This is a genomic window from Flavobacterium sp. MMLR14_040, from assembly GCF_033657265.1.
Lineage (GTDB): Bacteria > Bacteroidota > Bacteroidia > Flavobacteriales > Flavobacteriaceae > Flavobacterium.
The window spans coordinates 406,964-421,847 of sequence record NZ_JAWVWO010000002.1 but is presented as its reverse complement, the minus strand read 5'-3'; the positions used below and the strand labels follow the sequence as shown (position 1 = coordinate 421,847).

The following is a 14,884-nucleotide window of genomic DNA, read 5'->3' as shown; positions in this document are numbered from 1 at the left end:
AAGGTAAAAATAAGTTATGAGTTTTGGGTTATGAGTTATCGATTTTCGGTTGTTTTTCGAATCAAATTAACTTTTGTTTCATTTTCTCAAAACGATATTTTCTTATAAATTTAGCCTGTTCGGGGGTGACTAATAAAGGGGTTTTTGCTTTTTTTGCTTTCCAGAATCCTCTGATATAATCAAAAAATAAGAATGGTTTTTTCTTCATCATAGCCAGTTTTGCCGAAGCAATTGCCGTGATCCAGAAACCGTATCCTAAAGTATAAAAAGCTTCGCCTTGTTTATAACGTGCTGTTTTATTGTAATTTGCACCTGTTGGTTTTAAATGTTTTACATGTAAAGAAGCGTCTGTAACTATTTTCCAGTTATAGTATTTGCAAAGTAATTCATCAACGGTATCCCAGCCCATTGCGGGTTTTAAACCTCCAATTTGCTGGAAAGTTGCTGCACGGTATGCTTTCAATGCACCGCGAATATGATCTTTATCCGTCAGGTTTTCTAAAACCCAATCGCCATTTTTTTCAATGTAGCAAAATCCGCCCACCATTCCGATTTTTGGATCAGATTGGAAATGATTGATAATAGTCTCGAAATAATTGGAAGGGAAAATTAAATCGCCGTCTATTTTTACAATAATATCATATTCTGAATCCAAAGTTTCAAAGCCTTTCTGAAAAGCCTGAATCACTTTGCTTCCCGGCATGTGAATCGCATCTGAAGTTTTATTCACAACAGAAATAAACGGATTTTCTTTTGCAAAACCCAAAACGATTTCTTCTGTTTTATCTGTTGAATTGTCGTTTACAACTACAATTTTTGAAGGTAAAACAGTTTGCGAAACCAAAGATTGCAATGTCAAACCAATCAGGTCTTGCTCGTTGTGCGCGGGAATAACGATGTAATATTTCATTTAAAAAATTTTAGATTTTAGATTTTAGATTTTAGATTTTAGATTTTTTTGCTTTTATCTAAAATTTAAACCTAAATCATTAGTGTAAGATCTAAATCTTCTCCGCAACAACAATATAATATCTCGGAGTGAAATATCTTAATAAGGGTCTAAAACCAAACTTTTTTACAGGATGTGTAAATTTTTGGCGATCGGTTATTTTCCAGCCGGTTTTTTCTAAAAGCCAGTCCAATTGCCAGTCTTCAAATTCATGATAATGTCTGTCCCACATATCTGTTTTTGAACGGTATGCCGGAGAAAACCACAAACGCAACGGAATTGAAATTAGCAATTTGTTACATTTTACGTTTTGTAAAATAGTGTAAGGATTTAATAAATGTTCGAAAATTTCAAATGCCGTAAAAACAGTATATTCTTCTGTTTGTAAAGCCGTTTGGTCGTTATCTAAATCTTCGCCTTTTGTGTTTTTTACGGTATAACCATTCTCTTCCATTATTTTAGAGAACGGATTGGGTACGCCAAAATCAAAAATGGTTTCTGAGGTCTTGACATGTTTTTGTAAAAATTCTAAAGTAAGTTTGAATCTTTTATTGGGAAACGTTTTTTCGTACATTTTTTATGTTTTATCGGCAAAGGCGCAAATATACAAAGTTATCTTCTTTTTTGTATTTTTTAATTAGAATGAAAATCAAAAGTCCGCATTTAAAATATGTTTTCAAATGCGGACTATAATTTTATGTGATTTACTAATAGCTACGTAGAATCGTAATCTTTATAGATGATTAATAGATAATTAGGTAATGGATTTTAGAACTCCATCGGAGCGATATGTTTGCACTTGCCGAAATATCGCTCTGATGGAGCTTTTTTCCAAAATGAATTATTTGTTCTATAAATATGACATCTCACAGGGACTTATTATGTAACTTAAATTAATATCGGTAAACAAAAGCATTAACGTTCATTCCGGCTCCTACAGAAGCAAAAATGACAACATCGCCTTTATTAATTTCGTGATTTTCTAATTTTCCTTGTATCAAAAGATCATACAAAGTAGGTACGGTTGCTACGCTCGAGTTTCCTAAATCGTGAATACTCATTGGCATGATATCTTTAGGTGCAGTTTTGTCGTACAGTTTGTAAAAACGCTCTACGATAGCTTCATCCATTTTTTCATTTGCCTGATGAATTAAAATCTTTTTCACCTCATCAATTCCAATTCCGCTTTTGTCAAGACAATTTTTCATGGCACATGGAACCTGACTTAATGCAAACTCGTAGATTTTACGACCGTACATTTTTATGTATTTAATATCCGGATCTAAATCTGGATTATATGATTTTCCGAAGTATAAAAAGTTGGCTTCGTCATTGGCAAAAGTAGCGCTTTCGTAAGATAGTAAACCAGTTTCATCATCTTCAGAAGCTTCTAAAATCGAAGCACCGGCACCATCAGAATAAATCATCGAATCGCGATCGTGATCGTCTACCACCCTTGATAAAGTTTCAGCTCCAATAACCAAAACTCTTTTTGCCATTCCGGATTTGATAAATGCATTGGCTTGCAAAACACCTTCAATCCAGCCCGGACATCCAAAAAGAATATCATAAGCGACACATTTAGGATTTTTGATATCCAGTTTGTTCTTAACGCGTGTTGCCAAACTTGGTAGAATATCGGTTTGATTTGTACCAGTTTTTACGTCACCAAAATTGTGCGCAAATATGATATAATCTAAAGTTTCACGATCGATATTAGCATTTTCAAGCGCTCTTTCGGCAGCAAAAAATGCTAAATCAGATGAAGTATGATGATCTTCGGCATAACGGCGATTTTCAATTCCGGTAATACCTTTAAATTTTTTAATTACAACTTCATTCGGGTATCCAAAAGGAGTTCCGTCTTCATTCAAAAAAATATGTTTATCAAAGTCAGTATTCTTAACTTCTTTATTAGGAATGTAACTTCCTATGCCTATTATTTTTATTTTCATTATTCCTTAATTATCCGATAAATTTATTGCTAAATTATAAATAAATTTATGATAACTACCATAAAAAATACTATGCATGCATATAATTATCAAATAATAAATTTTTTATGGATATATTGTTTATTTTCTAATGATTTTGTGATTTTATCGAGATTTCAAACGTTTGCGAATTGTTTGCGAATTAATTTTTATTTCGCAGATTTCTTAAAGTCATTTTGATTTTGTTACAAATGAAACGGAAGATTTTAAAAGTGTTAAAATAGAAAACTCAATAGTTTTGTTTCAGGTTTCAGGTTTCACGTCACGCTCGAACTTGAAACTTGAAACCTGAAACAAATGGTAACTAAAAACAAAACCCGACAAGTTTTAAAAAACTGTCGGGTTGGAGAAATGTATTATTTAAAAGAAAACTTATTTTTTAGTTTTCCATGTAAGCTTCAATAGGAGCACAGCTGCAGATTAAGTTTCTGTCACCGTATGCATCATCTACACGACGAACAGATGGCCAGAATTTATTATCAGCAATATATTCTAATGGGTAAGCCGCTTTTTCTCTTGTATAAGGGAAATCCCAATTATCAGTAGTCAACATTGCCAATGTATGAGGTGCATTTTTCAATACATTGTTTTTATCATCGGCTGTTGCAGCTTCGATCTCTTTTCTGATGGAGATAAGAGCATCACAAAAACGATCTAATTCTGCTAAATCTTCAGATTCAGTTGGTTCGATCATTAAAGTTCCGGCAACCGGGAAAGAAACCGTAGGAGCGTGGAAACCATAATCCATTAAACGTTTTGCAATATCACCAACTTCAATTCCGTTTTCTTTAAACGCACGACAATCTAAAATCATTTCGTGAGCTGCTCTTCCACATTCTCCTGTGTAAAGAATTGGATAATGACCTTCGAAACGGGCTTTCATATAGTTAGCATTCAAAATAGCGTGTTCTGTAGCGCTTTTTAATCCTTCAGCACCCATCATTGTGATGTAACCGTAAGAAATTAAACAAACCAAAGCTGATCCGTAAGGAGCAGATGAAATTGCTGTAATAGCTTGTTCACCACCAACTTTTAAGATTGGATTAGTTGGTAAAAATGGAACTAGTTTTTCGTTCACGCAAATTGGTCCAACTCCAGGTCCGCCACCACCGTGAGGAATAGCGAATGTTTTGTGTAAGTTTAAGTGACAAACGTCAGCACCAATTGTAGCAGGATTTGTTAATCCTACTTGGGCGTTCATGTTTGCACCGTCCATATATACTAATCCTCCGTTGTCGTGGATTAATTTTGTGATTTCAATAATTGAAGATTCAAAAACGCCATGAGTAGAAGGATAAGTTACCATTAAACAAGATAAATCGTCTTTATGTTCAATCGCTTTTTCTCTCAAATCTTCTACATCAATGTTTCCTTCCGGAGTAGTTTTTGTAACAATGATTTTCATTCCGGCCATTGCTGCAGAAGCAGGATTTGTTCCGTGAGCAGATGATGGAATCAAACATACATTACGGTGGCTATCACCTCTTGATAAATGGTAAGCACGAATCGCCATTAAACCTGCATATTCTCCCTGAGCTCCAGAGTTAGGCTGTAATGTTGTTCCGGCAAATCCGGTAATTACATTTAATTGTTGCTCTAGTTTTTTAAGCATTGTGATATAACCTTCAGCTTGTTCTACTGGTGCAAAAGGGTGAATGCTGTTCCAGTTTGGCATTGACAGAGGCAACATTTCTGAAGCTGCGTTTAATTTCATTGTACAAGAACCTAATGAAATCATCGAATGATTCAATGATAAATCTTTACGCTCTAATTTTTTGATGTAACGCATGATCTGACTTTCCGAATGATGATTGTTGAATACATCATGCGTTAAGAAAGAAGATGTTCTTTCTAATGAAGCCGGTAATTGGCTTGCAGCAGTTAATTCAGAAACGGTAAAAGTTTCTTTTCCTGTAGCTTCAGCAAAAATGGCAATAATTTGGTTGATGTCAGCGATAGAAGTTGTTTCGTTGAATGAGATCGAAATCGTATCGGCATCAACATAAAAGAAGTTTACTTCGTTTTTCTCTGCTACAGCTTTTACTTTTTGAGCATCAGCTTTGACTAAAATAGTATCAAAGTAAGCTGTGTTGGTTTGGTAAACGCCTAATTTGTTTAAAGCTTCAGCAGCAGTAACTGCCGATGCGTGAACTTTTCCAGCTATATATTGTAATCCTTTTGGTCCGTGGTAAACCGCGTACATTCCGGCCATAACCGCTAATAAAACCTGAGCCGTACAAATGTTAGAAGTTGCTTTTTCACGTTTAATGTGCTGCTCACGAGTTCCTAAAGCCATACGTAAGGCACGGTTCCCGTTTACATCAATAGAAACTCCAATAATACGACCTGGCATAGATCGTTTGTACTCATCTTTAGTTGCAAAAAAAGCAGCGTGAGGACCACCGTAACCCATTGGTACACCAAAACGTTGTGTAGTTCCCACCACAACTGCAGCTCCCATTTCTCCCGGAGAAGTTAAGGCAGCCAATGATAAAATATCAGCAGCAAAGGCAACTTTGATTTCGTTTTCTTTTGCTTTGGCAACAAAAGCGCTATAATCATTTACCTGACCATATTTTCCCGGGTATTGCAAAATAGCTCCGAAAAACTCATTAGAAAAATCAAAGTTTTCGTGGTTTCCAACAACCAATTCAATTCCAATAGGAGTTGAACGTGTTTGCAGGATAGATAAAGTTTGTGGTAAAATTTCTTCAGAAACGAAGAATTTGTTTGTATTGTTTTTCTTTTGGTCACGAGTACGAACGTCAAACAGCAAAGCCATAGCTTCTGCAGCTGCAGTTCCTTCATCTAGTAAAGATGCGTTTGCGATTTCCATTCCTGTTAATTCAATAACAGTAGTCTGGAAATTTAAAATAGCTTCAAGACGACCTTGAGCAATTTCTGCCTGATAAGGTGTGTAAGCTGTATACCATCCTGGGTTTTCGAAGATATTTCTTTGAATTGGAGCCGGAACAATAGTTGGATGATAACCCAAACCAATGTATGATTTGAATACTTTGTTTTTCTTTCCCAGTTCCTGAATGTGATTTGCAAATTCGTATTCCGTCATTGCAGGATCCAAATTCAAAGGCGCTTTTAAACGAATATCATCCGGAAGAGTTTCGTAAACAAGTTTTTCAATCGATTCCACTCCAATAGTCTTTAACATGTGTTGAAGATCTGTTTCTCTTGGGCCAATGTGTCTTAAAGCAAAAGCATCTGTTCTCATTTGTAGCTATCTATTTTTTTAAGGGCAATGTAATTAACAGCGCGTAATCTTCATTTGATCAAGTCTACACAAGGTTTATTACATTTTATAGTAAATGTGTTGTTTTTTGTGGCGCAAAATTAAGTATTATTAATAATTTAATAGGTATTTTTAACTTCAATTTTTATGAAATTTCTAACTAAAGAGTTGATTTGTTAATAATTGATTAGATTTAAGAAATGAAAGTGTTGAAACAAATATTCGATTTTTACCTCCATAGCAGTATTCATGTGGCTTTGTCGTGTTACGCATTAGTTCATATTACATTTTATTTTTTTCATATTCAATATGATGAGCCAATGGCTTTGTTCGTTTTTTTCGGAACAATTGTGGGGTATAATTTTGTTAAATACGATGCTTTGGTTCGGGTGAAAAAAAAACCAATCGGGAATCAGTTAAAAATTATAGCTGTTTTAAGTTTCGTTTCGCTCATTTTGGTTGGCTATTATTTTTTTCAATTAAAAAGAATAACCCAAATAGTCTCTTTTGGAATATTTGCCATAACCGCACTTTACACACTTCCGTTTTTTCCAAATCGAAAAAATGCCCGAAACTGGGCTGGCGTAAAAATCTACATCGTATCACTTTGCTGGGTAGGGGCGACGTTGGTTCTACCTTATATAAATGCAGAAATTCCTTTTACAGGTAATTTTTTCATCAAATGTATTCAGCGTTTTGTACTGGTTTTTGTGCTGATTTTAGTTTTCGAAATTCTAGATTTAGCCAATGATGATCCGCACTTAAAAACCGTTCCGCAGACAATTGGCGTAAAGAAAACCAAGATTTTAGGTTTCTTATTATTGATTCCGTTTTGGATTGTCGGCATTTTGAGTTTTACTTTTCACGACCTCATGATCAACCTCATCATGGTCACTATGCTCATGTTGTTTATCGCTTTTGCAAACCCAAATCGGTCCAAATATTATACTTCTTTTTGGGTCGAAAGTGTGCCAATTTTTTGGTGGCTGATGATTGTTTTTCTTTAAATAAAATTTTAAGAATAAAAAATCTAAAGTCTAAAGTCTAAAATAATAGGGGCGTGCCACCATCCCGATAAGTGGGCAAATTACTTTGCGCTTATACGCCCACTTATCGGGATGCTGTCGGGCTATCCACACTGCTTCGGCAGTTAGCTCCTATCCCTCACGCAAACCGTAAAGCGAGAAAATTCATTTTTCAAAAGAAATATGATTTTAAAATTTGCTTTGTTCAGAAACTTCTTTTAAGATTTTGTTTCTCTCTAAAAGAAAGTGAGTGAGATGTTTTTCCAGAAATAAAATATCAAATAATTCTCCAAAAATTCCAAACGGAGTTTCATATTGCAATTTATCTTTCATAACGGTAAAACCATTTTGTTGTTCAAAAAAATGCTCATGTCTGAAAGATTTGAATTTGCCACGCTCCATTTCATCCACAAAATAATCGTAGAAATCGATAGCAGTAATTCGGCTTTTGTGTGTGAGATAAAACCCGAAATGTTTGCCACGCCAAGTTACGGTTTCGTTTAAATTTATTAATCCCGAAGTTATTCCGGCGATTGCTTTTTCACTTGTTTTACTCGCAGATTTCTGGTGAATATCAATATTTCGTGAAGCATCAAAAACGGTTTGTTTTGATGCTTTTATTTTTGTTGTGAGGTTTATTGTTGTCATAATTAATCAGCGTATTTCAAGTCCCAGCGGGACGTTATATTTATAGAACCATTAAAAAAGGTTTTGAACCCCAGCGGGGTGGCATGTTTTAGGAATAATCAGAAAGCAAATATATCGCTCCGCTGGAGCTTAAAAAAACGACGCATTTTTATTTTTTTTCTGAAGTTGTGCGCGTAATTTTTTTTTTCATTTGATTTGCTTGCAGATTTTTGATGAATATCGATATTTCTTGATGCATCAAAAACAGTTTGTTTTGATGCTTTATTTTTGTTATTATTTATGGTTGTCATTTGATAAATTTGTTATTAAGTCCCAGCGGGATTTTATATTTATAGATGTAACGTTCTCGTAGTTAAAACCCCATCGGGGTGAAATGTTCTACTAATAACTATATCGATAAAGATGTCGCTCCTCTGGAGCTTATTTAAAGGCGACATTGTGTTTTCTATAAACATTTTGCTCCGCTGGAGCACTAACAAGAAAACAATAAATTATTTGCTTAATAAATTTTCAAAGGTCTTATCAATATCTCCAAACTTAAATTCAAATCCATTTTCCAAAAGTCGTTTCGGAATCACATTTCTGCTTTTCAAAACCAATTCAGCTTCTGTTCTAATAAAGAAAGACCCAATTTTCAGCAGAAAAACATTCATCGGAATTCCAAAAGGGAAACCAATTGCTTTTCTAAGTTTTTGCATAAAATTGAAATTACGAACAGGTTCAGGAGAAACCACATTTATAACTCCGACAATTTCTTTTTGAATGATAAAATCAACTGCGTTGGCAAAATCTTCTTCGTGAATCCAACTCACAAACTGATTTCCTTTTCCTCGTTTTCCTCCAAAACCAATTTTTGCCAATGTCTTTAACGGAATGAATGCACCGCCATTTTTACCTAAAACAATCGAAGTTCGCAAAGCCGTTTTTAAAGTATTTGGAGTTTCGGTTTTAAAGAATGCTTTTTCCCAGGAAAGCGCAACATTAATGGAAAAATCATTTCCGATTTCGCCATTCACCTCTTCCATTTGTTTATCCAAAGAAAAACGATAAATAGTAGAAGTCGATGAATTCAGCCAATGTTTCGGCGGATTTGCACAATTTAAAACTGCTTTGTTTAAAATCCTGGTGCTTTGAATTCTTGACCACAAAATCTCTTTTTTATTTTCTTTCGTATATCGGCAATCAACAGATTTTCCTGCGAGATTAATTAAAACGGTTGCATTTTCGAGTTCGTTTTCCCAACCAGAAAAAGTTTTTGCATTCCAGTTTACGTATTTGATTTTGTCAATTGTTTGAGATTTTCCTCTTGTCAGAATTACAATTTCATCAAATTTATCTTTGAAATGATGGATTAAAACCTGTCCTAAAAATCCTGTTCCGGCTGCGATTATGAGTTTGTTCATTGGTGTTTTTTTTAGCCACGAATTGCACAAATTTTCGCTAATTTTTGAATTTCGACTTTAGTGGTAAAATTAAATTCGTGAAGATTCGTGAAATTCGTGGCAAACTTTTAGTAAAAATAATTATGCTTTAAAAACCAGTCTTTCTTCTCGTTGTGCTTCTTTTGCTTTTCTTTTTCCTCTAAAGAAAAAATACAAATTGAAGAACAACATTACTCCCAAGTAAATAGAAAAACCGCCAATTTTATAGCTTAATCTTTCAATCAATTCCTGATAACTGTTGTTGCTTAATTGCATTTCCAGAATCATTAAAGCAAAACCAATATTTAAAAGATAAAATCCGGTTTCAAAAAGTTTGTTGGTGGCTTCCGCAATATCTTCGCGGCCTTTAAATATGTCCAGCATAAATATTTTTCCGTTTTTAAAAAGAGTTTTAGAAACATAATAAGTAAGAAATAATGCGATTGGTAAATAAAGTCCGTAACCGATTAAAATTTTTGTAGTTTCCATGATATTTAAATTTAAGGTTTTATTTAATTAATTTATGAATGTACTTGGTAAGAATAATGATATTGAGATAATGTAATATTGAAATAATAAAGATTATAATTGCTGTTTTTGTTCCGATGGTTTCTATTAATTGCGTTGAAGATGAAATTTTTTGCCAGGAAATAAGCGTCATTGCGCAATACCCAATGTTTAAAAGATAATATCCCAATAGCAAAACCTGATTAATTTTCTGGCAGATATCCGCATGATTCGGGATGAGTTCTGCGACGTAAATATTTCCGTTTTTATAGCATATTTTTCCAACTTTCAAAATGATGAAAACCGTAATGCCGAGATAGATAAAATAGCCGATAATGTTGAGATTCATGATTTTTATTTTTAAACTTTCAGAAAAAAATGAAAGTTATAGTTAAATTTTTTTAGATTGAAATTTTACTTCATAATTTTTAATACCAAACGTCCAAGCCAATTCTCGTTGAATTCTGTTATTTTATCTAACATATTATCTGCTTTTAAAACAAAATCATACAATTTAGAAGTTTGATCAACAAAGTGTTTTTCTTCTGCAGAAGATTCTTTTGCTTCAATAGTCGAGACTTCTTTTAAAATTTTAAGAGCAGGTTTGATTTCTCTTTTACTTCTTTCTCTTGAAATTTTTACGGCCAATTCATCCAGATCCTTTTCGGCAGTAAAAAACTCTCTTCTTTCTCCGGCTTTGTATTCTTTATAAACAATTCCCCAATCCATTAAAGCTCTTAGGTTCATGCTGGCGTTTCCGCGCGAAATTTGTAATTCTTCCATAATGTCTTCCATAGAAACAGCTTCGTTTGAGACCATTAATAAAGCATGAATCTGTGCCATGGTTTTATTAATTCCCCATTGAGAACCTAATGCTCCCCAGGTTTGTACAAACTTATTTTTTGCTTCTTTGAATTCCATAGATCAAATGTAAATAAAAGTTTTTAAACTTTCAAAAATAAATGAAACTTATTTTGAAAATATATTATTTTTTAAGAATAGTCTTATGTATTATTTTTTATGTTTTATAGCAAAAAATGTTCTTTCTGTGACATTTACGAACTTCAGTGTAATGATCTGCAATAGTTTTGATATAAAACAATTCGATTTAATTCAAATAATAGAGAGGAGATCAGAATGCACGTAAAAAAGCGAATGGCTGTAAAGGTTGGTGAGATTAAGCTTTGATATCCAATTTGAGACTAATAAATTTATGAAACATACCATAGTTATTTCTCTTTACAATACAGAAGCTTTCATATTTGACGCTATTACTTCTTTGGCTTTTCAGGAAAAAAAACCTTCGCAAATTATTATTGTTGATGATTGTAGTACAGATAAAAGTCTGTTTCGTTTAAAAGAAGCTTTGTTGTTTTTTGCTCCGCAATTTTTGCTAACGGATATTCAAATAATTGAATTGAAAGAAAATAGAGGTTCAGGAAATGCCAGAAACATAGGTCTTGAACGTGCAAACGGAGATTTGATCAGTTTTTTAGATGCGGATGATTATTACACTTATTATTGTTTAGCTGAAGTTAGCGCTGTTATGCAGCGAGAAAACATCGTTGTTTTAATACTTGGAGTTCTTTTGGTTCCATCAGAAAATTATCTTCCAAAAATAAAATCATTTAAGACGGAACTGGATTTTGTTTCAAATGGTTTGTTTTTAATACCCAATGCATTACATACAATTTTCTCGTCAGATCTTATAATTGGAAATAATGTTGTTATACAAAGAAAACACCTTAAAAACTTTCGATTTGAAACTCATAATGCTTTCGGTGGAAAGATTAATTTTTGGTTTCGTGTTTTAGAAAACTTAGACAAAAACAAGCACGTTGGATTACTGAATAAGGCTTGTGTTGAAATCAGAGAAATTAAAGGAAATGATTCATTTTACTAGTTTCTAAAAAATTCATTCCACATATTATTCACTTCATGGATAAAAAAACCTGTCTCATGACATTTTTTTATTCGTGATTTCATCTCCATTGTAATTTTAATCACGAAAATAAAAATGACAGTTAAAAAAACATAACTGTTGAACCGGAAAATCTGTTTGTTACAAAATATACTTTAAAAAATAAAAAGAAAGTGGAGCAGAAACCACTAAAATAAACGAGGCGGTTTCTGAAAAGCCTTACGAGTAAGAAAAACAACACCAAAAAACTATCACCATGGAAAATTTATTAGAAGGAGCTTATTTAGCAAAAGGCACAATCGGAAATGTTGGAATGCCAGGCGCTCCAATTGCAACATTTAGTTTAGTAGTAGTACCATCACAACATACAGTATCCGGTACAGTAGTTATTACACAGGCTATAAACGGTCCTAATAATCATATTGTTGTTTCTGTAAAAGGAAAAATATATGCAACAGGATTTGGACAATTTACTCAGGTAGTTAGTTTACACGGACAATACGTTCAATCTTTCCCACCTCCGGCAATTGGTTCTTTCTTAGCTGATTTCGATGCTCATTTTGCTATCGATAACGCATGGAACGGAACTGGAGGATTTTCATATTTCAACCACCAAATTGAAAACGTACCTGTCGCTACAGCAAAAAATTTACAAGAACAATTGGCATAAAAACTAATTTTCTCTGAAAACAAATCTCATTAAAAAGGCTCGTCTGTTTAGGCGGCCTTTTTTGTTAAGCACTTTCTTTCGGAAAGATCTAAAAAAAATAGCTTATTTCATCTACAATTATTCTGTCCTCAATAATTAATCACCAAAAACAAAATGAAAAGAAAACCTATTATAATTACTTTATTAGTTGTTTTCATAATAGCAGCGGTTACCTTATTTTTTTTCAATAAGGAAAAAATAATGGAAAAGTTCGGAGTTTCTTCCGGCTATACCGCTTCAGCAACTGATTCCTGTCATTGTGAAACCAGCTGGTTTCCGCACGAGCAAACGCCGGCACCGTCAGAAGGCGATGGAAGTCCGTTTGATAATGCAAATACAACAAATTGTGATTTTCACCAATGGTCCTGGCAAAAGTTTTTGTGGGTAACCAAACCATTGCCAAGCGGAAATCCATTCTTCTTAGATTCTCTTGACTTAGTAAGCCCGCAAATGGAAGATGTTGTGCCGCAGTTGGGCATGAAATTAACTCTGAGTTCTATCAACCAGGCAGGATCTCATGGTGTTTTGCTTTCAAATCCTAAATTTAATAATGCTGCAGATACCGTGTATTATTCTATTCATGTTAATACGCTGCTAAAAGATAAAGCAGTTACAATGGCGTCTTTAATCAATAGTGGGAAATTACCTGTTTCAAATTCAGAAATATTTCCTGTTGGGGCTTTAGAATTAAAAGTTTCGTGGATTAATATAAATGCAATTGCAAAAGCACAGCAACAAAATTATTTTACAACGAAGGCCGCTGTTCTAAACAGCAACGGACAATATGTTGAAAAAACCATGGCCTTATTAGGTATGCACGTGGTAGGAGTTGTAAAAAATCATCCTGAATTTATCTGGGCAACTTTTGAACATCAGGATATGGCGCCTGTTTATGATAAAAAGAATAATTCGGTAACTTCTGTAAATGAAAAGTTATTTTACGAAAAAGGAACAACTACAGGGTTAGATGGAATAACATGGATTAAAAAAGGAACTTCACCTGTAGTTCCTAATAAAGCATTTATCCTTTATGAATACGGAGTGCCAAGGGATTTAAAAACTGGAAATTTTATGGCGACAAGCCAAAAAGAACCTGATAATTTTAATAACATAGACAATATCAATAAGTGTGTTGCGGCGAATTTGAAAGATGTTTTTAGAAATTATTTCTACAATGGTTCTATCTGGTTAAATTTTGATGGTGTTTCTCCAGAAAATCAAGTAAAAGCAATTGTTACAAGAGATATTGCAAGTGCGCTTCCGGATTCGCTGGCCAGAGGTTCGGTTAATTTGTCAAACATTACGATGGAAACCTACACGCAGGCTTCTCAAAAAGATATACATGCTATTAATAATAGTAATTTAGTAAATTGCCTTTCCTGCCATACATCTGCAAACTTTGATACAACCAGACCCGGCAAATCTCCTTTGTTTTTAAGCCATTTATTTGGAGATTATTTATTGTTTACCAAACCTCCAACAAAGGTTACGGCTAAAAACACAAATAGTTTAAACAACTCAAGAGCAAAACGTATTGAAGAAATCGAAGCATTGAAAATAAAGCAGTTTGAAGAATTTATTAATTCAAAAAAATAAAAAATATTATTGTAAGTAGGAGTTCAAATTAAAAAGTGAATTTATAAAATTGCATAAAAAAATCCGAAGTAATTTTTACTTCGGATTTTTTGTTTATCGTTTGTCTTCTTTAGAATAATTTGAAGGTCCATTGATATTAATTGGATTTCCTAAAAAACGAGGTTCCCGATTTCTCAAAACATCCAAAAAGGATTTAAAAATAGAAAGGTATTCTCTAAAAGTAACATATTTATATCCCAAATATTCGCCCTTATTAGCAGAATAACCAACTGATTTTATTCCGAGTTTTTGGCCAATATAAATCGCTCTGTTTAAATGATATTCCTGAGAAATCAAGGTTGCTTTCTTAATTTTAAAAATATGTTTGGCACGATACATTGTCGAATAAGTGTCGAAACCTGCATAATCGATGAATATTTTTGTTGTGTCAACGCCATGTGTAAAACAATAATTTTTCATGACGGTAAGTTCATCATATTCCTGACGTCCATTATCTCCGGACAACAAAATTTTATTGATTCTTTTTGTCTTATACAATAAGATTCCGGCGTCAAGTCGGTCTTTTAAATATTTGCTTGGCTGATTTCCGTTTATTCCCGCACCAAAAATAATTCCCACATCATTTTTCGGGAATCTTTTTAATGTATGTGAAATGTATTTTTTAGTCGAAGATTTCACGTATACATTTACAGCTATAATCGAAATTAATCCAAGAATAAAAAGATAAAGAATTGGTTTTAGATATTTTTTCAATGTATATTTTTTGTAAGATTAAGTTTAAAAAAAACGCGAATATAAGTAAAAAGTTCAATCAAAAATAAATAAAAAAAACCGAAGTCAATCTTCGGCTTTAATCTAAAATCAGAA

Annotated in this window: 14 protein-coding genes; 4 read left to right on the top strand and 10 right to left on the bottom strand. The window is 33.3% G+C overall.

All coding sequences use genetic code 11. The features are described from left to right. Positions 1–61 precede the first annotated feature (61 nt). The 4 genes from SD960_RS04690 to gcvP form a co-directional block, all read right to left on the bottom strand. Positions 62–910, bottom strand: a complete 849-nt coding sequence (locus SD960_RS04690; RefSeq protein ID WP_318801190.1) for a glycosyltransferase family A protein — start codon at positions 908–910, stop codon at positions 62–64. Between the two features lie 91 nt (positions 911–1,001). Further along, positions 1,002–1,523 carry a methyltransferase gene (locus SD960_RS04685; protein ID WP_318801189.1) on the bottom strand — a complete coding sequence of 174 codons (522 nt, stop codon included), beginning with the start codon at positions 1,521–1,523 and terminating at the stop codon, positions 1,002–1,004. A gap of 319 nt (positions 1,524–1,842) precedes the next feature. Next, positions 1,843–2,904 (bottom strand): ketoacyl-ACP synthase III, encoded by a 1,062-nt coding sequence (locus SD960_RS04680; RefSeq protein ID WP_318801188.1) that lies wholly within the window; start codon positions 2,902–2,904, stop codon positions 1,843–1,845. A 418-nt stretch (positions 2,905–3,322) separates the two neighbouring features. Further along, the gene (gene gcvP / locus SD960_RS04675; RefSeq protein ID WP_318801187.1) at positions 3,323–6,172 is read right to left on the bottom strand and encodes an aminomethyl-transferring glycine dehydrogenase; all 2,850 of its coding nucleotides are present in this window, start codon (positions 6,170–6,172) and stop codon (positions 3,323–3,325) included. Positions 6,173–6,390: 218 nt separating this feature from the next. Between gcvP and SD960_RS04670 the strand changes: the two genes are divergently transcribed. Continuing rightward, a complete protein-coding gene (locus SD960_RS04670) occupies positions 6,391–7,197 on the top strand; it encodes a hypothetical protein (RefSeq protein ID WP_318801186.1) in 807 nt (268 codons plus the stop codon). Positions 7,198–7,404: 207 nt separating this feature from the next. On the opposite strand, the gene SD960_RS04665 is transcribed toward SD960_RS04670, so the two are convergent. The 5 genes from SD960_RS04665 to SD960_RS04645 all read right to left on the bottom strand — a co-directional run bounded on the left by SD960_RS04665 (position 7,405) and on the right by SD960_RS04645 (position 10,712). Beyond that, complete coding sequence (locus tag SD960_RS04665; RefSeq protein ID WP_318801185.1) at positions 7,405–7,863, bottom strand: SRPBCC family protein; 459 nt, start codon at positions 7,861–7,863, stop codon at positions 7,405–7,407. A 491-nt stretch (positions 7,864–8,354) separates the two neighbouring features. Next, positions 8,355–9,266, bottom strand: a complete 912-nt coding sequence (locus SD960_RS04660; protein WP_318801184.1) for a TIGR01777 family oxidoreductase — start codon at positions 9,264–9,266, stop codon at positions 8,355–8,357. A gap of 120 nt (positions 9,267–9,386) precedes the next feature. Continuing rightward, entirely contained in the window at positions 9,387–9,773 is a 387-nt protein-coding gene (locus SD960_RS04655) for a hypothetical protein (RefSeq protein ID WP_318801183.1), read from the bottom strand. A gap of 19 nt (positions 9,774–9,792) precedes the next feature. Continuing rightward, positions 9,793–10,140, bottom strand: a complete 348-nt coding sequence (locus SD960_RS04650; RefSeq protein WP_318801182.1) for a hypothetical protein — start codon at positions 10,138–10,140, stop codon at positions 9,793–9,795. A 65-nt stretch (positions 10,141–10,205) separates the two neighbouring features. Next, positions 10,206–10,712 carry a GbsR/MarR family transcriptional regulator gene (locus tag SD960_RS04645; protein ID WP_042565834.1) on the bottom strand — a complete coding sequence of 169 codons (507 nt, stop codon included), beginning with the start codon at positions 10,710–10,712 and terminating at the stop codon, positions 10,206–10,208. A 292-nt stretch (positions 10,713–11,004) separates the two neighbouring features. Between SD960_RS04645 and SD960_RS04640 the strand changes: the two genes are divergently transcribed. The 3 genes from SD960_RS04640 to SD960_RS04630 all read left to right on the top strand — a co-directional run bounded on the left by SD960_RS04640 (position 11,005) and on the right by SD960_RS04630 (position 14,017). Continuing rightward, a complete protein-coding gene (locus SD960_RS04640; protein WP_318801181.1) occupies positions 11,005–11,694 on the top strand; it encodes a glycosyltransferase family 2 protein in 690 nt (229 codons plus the stop codon). 274 nt (positions 11,695–11,968) lie between these two features. After that, positions 11,969–12,382, top strand: a complete 414-nt coding sequence (locus tag SD960_RS04635; protein WP_318801180.1) for a DUF1842 domain-containing protein — start codon at positions 11,969–11,971, stop codon at positions 12,380–12,382. 240 nt (positions 12,383–12,622) lie between these two features. Further along, a complete protein-coding gene (locus tag SD960_RS04630) occupies positions 12,623–14,017 on the top strand; it encodes a hypothetical protein (protein ID WP_318801179.1) in 1,395 nt (464 codons plus the stop codon). A 93-nt stretch (positions 14,018–14,110) separates the two neighbouring features. On the opposite strand, the gene SD960_RS04625 is transcribed toward SD960_RS04630, so the two are convergent. Beyond that, positions 14,111–14,770: a vancomycin high temperature exclusion protein gene (locus SD960_RS04625; RefSeq protein WP_318801178.1), complete on the bottom strand. Its 660-nt coding sequence runs from the start codon at positions 14,768–14,770 to the stop codon at positions 14,111–14,113. Between the last annotated feature and the right edge of the window lie 114 nt (positions 14,771–14,884).

What these genes read in the sequence shown, in the direction of transcription:
- SD960_RS04685 (WP_318801189.1), bottom strand. Translation starts at nt 1,523, where the DNA reads ATGTACGAAAAAACGTTTCCCAATAAAAGATTCAAACTTACTTTAGAA.
- SD960_RS04645 (WP_042565834.1), bottom strand. Translation starts at nt 10,712, where the DNA reads ATGGAATTCAAAGAAGCAAAAAATAAGTTTGTACAAACCTGGGGAGCA.
- SD960_RS04690 (WP_318801190.1), bottom strand. Translation starts at nt 910, where the DNA reads ATGAAATATTACATCGTTATTCCCGCGCACAACGAGCAAGACCTGATT.
- SD960_RS04670 (WP_318801186.1), top strand. Translation starts at nt 6,391, where the DNA reads ATGAAAGTGTTGAAACAAATATTCGATTTTTACCTCCATAGCAGTATT.
- SD960_RS04630 (WP_318801179.1), top strand. Translation starts at nt 12,623, where the DNA reads ATGGAAAAGTTCGGAGTTTCTTCCGGCTATACCGCTTCAGCAACTGAT.
- SD960_RS04680 (WP_318801188.1), bottom strand. Translation starts at nt 2,904, where the DNA reads ATGAAAATAAAAATAATAGGCATAGGAAGTTACATTCCTAATAAAGAA.
- SD960_RS04635 (WP_318801180.1), top strand. Translation starts at nt 11,969, where the DNA reads ATGGAAAATTTATTAGAAGGAGCTTATTTAGCAAAAGGCACAATCGGA.
- SD960_RS04660 (WP_318801184.1), bottom strand. Translation starts at nt 9,266, where the DNA reads ATGAACAAACTCATAATCGCAGCCGGAACAGGATTTTTAGGACAGGTT.
- SD960_RS04665 (WP_318801185.1), bottom strand. Translation starts at nt 7,863, where the DNA reads ATGACAACAATAAACCTCACAACAAAAATAAAAGCATCAAAACAAACC.
- gcvP (WP_318801187.1), bottom strand. Translation starts at nt 6,172, where the DNA reads ATGAGAACAGATGCTTTTGCTTTAAGACACATTGGCCCAAGAGAAACA.
- SD960_RS04640 (WP_318801181.1), top strand. Translation starts at nt 11,005, where the DNA reads ATGAAACATACCATAGTTATTTCTCTTTACAATACAGAAGCTTTCATA.
- SD960_RS04655 (WP_318801183.1), bottom strand. Translation starts at nt 9,773, where the DNA reads ATGGAAACTACAAAAATTTTAATCGGTTACGGACTTTATTTACCAATC.
- SD960_RS04650 (WP_318801182.1), bottom strand. Translation starts at nt 10,140, where the DNA reads ATGAATCTCAACATTATCGGCTATTTTATCTATCTCGGCATTACGGTT.